3 protein-coding genes are annotated in these 5,429 nt (G+C 60.5%); 1 reads left to right on the plus strand and 2 read right to left on the minus strand.

Annotated elements, in window-relative coordinates:
• Positions 1 to 228: 228 nt before the first annotated feature.
• Positions 229 to 2,334, plus strand: a complete 2,106-nt coding sequence (fusA, locus tag AC1D1P_RS13330; protein WP_477673313.1) for an elongation factor G — start codon at positions 229 to 231, stop codon at positions 2,332 to 2,334.
• A gap of 173 nt (positions 2,335 to 2,507) precedes the next feature.
• On the opposite strand, the gene AC1D1P_RS13335 is transcribed toward fusA, so the two are convergent.
• Together AC1D1P_RS13335 and AC1D1P_RS13340 are read right to left on the minus strand one after the other, a co-directional pair.
• Positions 2,508 to 4,376: a potassium transporter Kup gene (locus AC1D1P_RS13335; protein WP_477673314.1), complete on the minus strand. Its 1,869-nt coding sequence runs from the start codon at positions 4,374 to 4,376 to the stop codon at positions 2,508 to 2,510.
• Between the two features lie 433 nt (positions 4,377 to 4,809).
• Positions 4,810 to 5,429 (minus strand): glutamate--cysteine ligase (locus AC1D1P_RS13340; RefSeq protein WP_477673315.1); only part of this gene is annotated, 620 nt, incomplete at its 5' end.

The following is a 5,429-nucleotide window of genomic DNA, read 5'->3' on the forward strand; positions in this document are numbered from 1 at the left end:
GCCTTCGGTGCAGAGCGCGGTGATCCCCATGGCGAAATACCTGTTGTCGGACGGCAGGCCTTTGCCTGCCTTCATGGCCGAAATGCTGCAAGTGGCCTGACACCAGGACCCACACCCGACGTGGGTGCTCGGGGAAAACCGAGCAAAGACCGGCGCTTTGGCGCAAACTGGCGAGCTGGCCGTGCAAACAAATCCAACAAGCGCGGACCGGCAAAAAAGGAGTTCGCCATGCCCCGCCACACCCCTATCGAGCGTTATCGCAATATCGGTATCAGCGCGCACATTGATGCCGGCAAGACCACCACGACCGAACGCATCCTGTTCTACACAGGTGTGAACTACAAGATCGGCGAAGTCCATGAAGGTACGGCCACCATGGACTGGATGGAGCAGGAGCAGGAGCGCGGCATCACCATCACCTCGGCAGCGACCACCGCCTTCTGGAAAGGCATGGCCGGCAACTACCCCGAGCACCGCATCAACATCATCGACACGCCCGGCCACGTGGACTTCACCATCGAGGTGGAGCGCTCCATGCGCGTGCTCGACGGCGCGGTGATGGTGTATGACGCCGTGGGCGGCGTGCAGCCGCAGTCAGAAACCGTCTGGCGCCAGGCCAACAAATACAAGGTGCCGCGCCTGGCTTTCGTCAACAAGATGGACCGCGTGGGCGCGGACTTTTTCCGCGTGCAGCGCCAGATCAGCGAACGTCYCAAAGGCGTGGCTGTGCCGGTGCAGATTCCGGTCGGCGCTGAGGACCACTTCCAGGGCGTCGTCGACCTCGTCAAGATGAAGGCCATCATCTGGGACGACACCAGCCAGGGCCTGCATTTCGAGTATGGCGACATTCCGGCAGACCTAGTGGAGACCGCCAACGAGTGGCGCACCAAGATGATTGAGGCGGCCGCTGAAGCCAATGACGATTTGCTCAACAAATACCTGGCGGGCGAGCCGCTGAGCGAGGACGAAATAAAACAGGGACTGCGCCAGCGAACCATAGCCAACGAGATCGTGCCCATGCTCTGCGGCAGTGCCTTCAAGAACAAGGGCGTGCAAGCCATGCTGGATGCGGTGATCGACTATATGCCGTCACCGGCGGATGTGCCCGCTATCCTGGGCCACACCGAGGACGACGGCGAGGCCGAGCGCCACCCCAAAGACGATGAGCCCTTCTCGGCACTGGCTTTCAAGATCATGACCGACCCCTATGTCGGACAGCTGATTTTCTTTCGCGTGTACTCGGGCGTGATCAAAGCCGGTGACACGGTCTACAACCCTGTCAAGGGCAAGCGCGAGCGCCTGGGCCGCATTCTGCAGATGCACGCCAATGAGCGCAACGAGGTCAAGGAAGTGTGCGCAGGCGACATCGCCGCCGCCGTGGGCCTGAAAGAAGCCACTACCGGCGACACGCTGTGTGACCCGGCCCACGTGATCATCCTGGAGAAAATGGTATTCCCCGAGCCTGTCATTTCACAAGCCGTGGAGCCCAAGACCCAGGCCGACCAGGAAAAGATGGGCATTGCGCTGAACCGCCTCGCGCAGGAGGACCCATCATTTCGTGTGCACACCGACGAAGAGTCTGGCCAGACCATCATCTCGGGCATGGGCGAGCTGCACCTGGAGATATTGGTGGACCGCATGAAGCGCGAGTTCAGCGTGGAAGCCAATGTGGGCAAGCCACAGGTGGCCTACCGGGAGACGATCCGGCAGGCGGTGAACGATGTTGAAGGCAAGTTCATCAAGCAGTCGGGCGGGCGCGGGCAGTACGGGCACGCCGTGCTCAACCTGGAGCCGCAGCCTTCAGGCAAAGGCTATGAGTTCGTCGACGCCATCAAGGGCGGCGTGATTCCGCGCGAATACATTCCGGCCGTCAACAAAGGCATTGTGGAAACGCTCAAGGCCGGCGTGCTGGCGGGCTACCCGGTGGTCGACGTCAAGGCCACGCTGGTGTTCGGCTCCTACCATGATGTCGATTCGAACGAAAACGCCTTTCGCATGGCCGGCTCGCTCGCCTTCAAGGAAGCCATGCGCCGCGCCAAGCCGGTGCTGCTGGAGCCCGTGATGGCGGTCGAGGTTGAAATGCCCGAAGACTTCATGGGCAATGTGATGGGCGACCTCTCATCGCGGCGCGGCATGGTGCAAGGCATGGAAGACATTGCGGGCGGCGGCGGCAAGCTGGTGCGCGCCGAGGTGCCGCTGTCGGAAATGTTCGGCTACTCGACCACCTTGCGCTCACTCACGCAGGGCCGCGCGACCTACACCATGGAGTTCAAGCGCTATGCCGAGGCGCCGGCTGATGTGGCCGCAGCCATCATGCGCGGCAAGGGCGCGTAGCTCCGCGCATGAAGCTCTAACAATTTCACCAGCCTGCTTTATGCGGCTTGCCCATACGGCCAGGCGCGTGCAGCTATGGATTGGCACCAACAATTCAACCCACGCAAGCAGGAATACGCGTGCCAGATATTTAAAACAAGTCCTCGGGCAAAAGGCGGAACGGCCAGAAACCCTCAGATCTCGATCTTGCTGCCCAGTTCCACCACCGAGTTGTTTGGCAGGTTCAGGAAGTCTGCCGCACCGCTGGCGTTGTGGTGCATCTGAGCAAACAGTTTCTCGCGCCAGGGTGCCATGCCGCTGCCGATGGTGGGGATCACCGTGTCGCGCGAGAGGAAATAGCTGGTCGTCATCGACTCCAGCTCGCAGCCCCTGCCCTTGATCTGCTGCAGGGCCTTGGRCAGATCCAGGTCGTTCTTGAAGCCGTAGTGCACATTGACCTGCCAGCAGTCGTGGCCCAGTGATTCAATTTCGAGACGCTTGTTCATGCCGATCCAGGGGATCTCATGGTTGCGCACCGTCACGAACAGATTCTGCTCATGCAACACCTTGTTGTGCTTGAGGTTGTGCAGCAGCGCGTTGGGCACGCTGCCGGGCTCGGCCGTCAGGAATACGGCCGTGCCTTCGACACGGGCCGGCGGGCTGACGAAGACGGCGTCCAGGAAGCTGGGTAAATCGATCGCATCGGCCCGCAGCTTTTCATTGAGCAGGTGCCGCCCTTCCTTCCAGGTGATCATCAGCGTGAAGACCGCACCCCCAATCACCAGCGGGAACCAGCCGCCGGCGAACAGCTTCATGAGGTTGGAGGCGAAGAACGCGAAGTCGACGACAAAGAAAACACCGGTCGCCGCAATGCACAGGCTCAGCGGATACTGCCAGCCGTAACGAATCACGTAAAAAGTCAGGATGGTGGTGATCAGCATGTCGGTGCATACCGCGATGCCGTAAGCGGCCGCCAGGTTGCTGGACGAGCGGAACATCACCACCGCGAGCACGATCGTTATGAAGAGGCCCCAATTGACGAAGGGCATGTAGATCTGGCCGGTGTCGCGCACGCTGGTGTGCTGGATATTGAGGCGCGGCAGATAGCCCATCTGGATGGCCTGCTTGGTCACGCTGAAGGCGCCGGTGATCAGCGCCTGCGAGGCGATCACGGTAGCCATGGTGGCCAGGCCTACCAGCGGCAGCAGCGCCCACTCGGGCGCCATCAGGAAAAACGGGTTCTTCACTGCGGCAGGGTTGCCTATGAGCAGCGCGCCCTGGCCGAAGTAATTGAGCACCAGCGAAGGCATGACCACGGAAAACCACGCCAGGCGAATCGGTTTTTTGCCGAAGTGGCCAAGGTCGGCGTACAGCGCCTCGGCGCCGGTCACGCACAGCACCACGGCGCCCAGAATGATGAAAGTGGTGCCGGGGTTGGCCCACATGAACATCACCGCGTAGTGCGGGCTGACTGCCACCAGGATTTCGGGATGGGTCACGATCTGCGAAATGCCCAGCAACGCCAGCACGCCGAACCAGATCAGCGTGATGGGGCCGAAAAATTTGCCAATGCCAGCCGTGCCGTGCTTTTGCACCGCAAAAAGGGCAAACAAAATGACCAGGGTGATCGGGATCACGCCCTGCTTGAAGGCAGGCGAGACGACTTCCAGGCCTTCGACGGCCGACAGGACCGAGATGGCCGGGGTGATGACGCCGTCGCCATAGAACAGGGATGTGCCGAAGATGCCGACGATCAGCAAGGTCTTGCGCAGCTGAGGCTTGTCTTTTACTGCTGTGGAGGCCAGCGCCAGCATGGCGATCAGGCCGCCTTCACCGTTGTTGTCGGCGCGCAGCACCAGCGCCACATACTTGATCGAGACAATGACGGTCAGCGTCCAGAAGAAGATGGACAGGATGCCGTAGACGTTGTCGGGGGTAAAGGGAACATGCCCGGAACCGAAAACTTCCTTGACGGCATACAGGACGCTGGTTCCGATGTCGCCGTAGACGACACCAATGGCGCCCAGGGTGAGCGCCGCGAGTGATGATTTTTTACTGGACACAAAAACTTCCCGTCTTTGCGCTCGGCCCGTTCAAGCGGGTCCAAAGCGGCGRGAATGGTTACCTTTGGGAACGCTATTTTGCGCCCAGGTACCCGGCTTGCAAGTCGGCGGACATCCCTAAATCCAACTAATCCCGATTTTGTTGCACCGCAACAACTTGTAACAATAGGGGTCGGCGGCCGATCAGGGAGGCAGCGCAGGCAGTTGAATTCTGGGTGCTACTTTTTTAATAGCTGGTCGCGCATGACCCGTCTGGGCTAGAGGCCTAAAAGACCCATAATCCGGGCCGTCTCGGGTACACAAGCTCCCCGACTTTCAGAGCGGCCGCAGGCAGACCGGCTTTGCCGGATGCCTTGCGGCGTCCCCTGCAAGGGGAAACGGCACTCCACGAAGCGTAGCGAAGTGAGAACGATAGGGGTGTGCCAAGCCATCTCTAGTCATACACCTCGGCGTCCGGATCGGTGGCTTCGAGTTCATAGCTCGCAGCAAGCATCGCCAGTCGGGCGATCACGCCATACATATAGAAGCGGTTGGGGCTGCTGGAGCCGGGCTTCTCGCCGGGCTGCGGCAGGCGGCCGCTGTCAGCAAAGGCCAGGGGTACAAAGCTGGCGCCGGGCGCGTTGAGGTTTTCGTCCACGCCGCGCTCGGCATGAACGCGGTAAAAGCCGCCGACCACATAACGGTCCATCATGTAGACCACGGGCTCGGCCACGGCGTCGTTCACGCGCTCGTTGGTCAGCACGCCTTCCTGGATGATCACTTCGGACAGCGGCTGGCCATCTTTCGTCGTGCTCATCTTGTTTTTTGTCTTGCGGTTCAGCGCGTCCAGGTCTTTCACGTCGCGCACCGTCATGATGCCCATGCCATAAGTGCCGTTGTCGGCCTTGACGACGACAAAAGGCTTTTCGTTGATGCCGTATTCCTTGTACTTGCGCTTGATTTTGGTGAGCAGCGCATCGACGTTGGTGGTCAGGCAATCCATGCCGGTTTCTTCGGCAAAGTTGACTTCACCGCACTGGGCGTACATGGGGTTGATAAGCCAGGGGTCTATGC

This window comes from Polaromonas sp. P1_E1_2 (assembly GCF_056406035.1).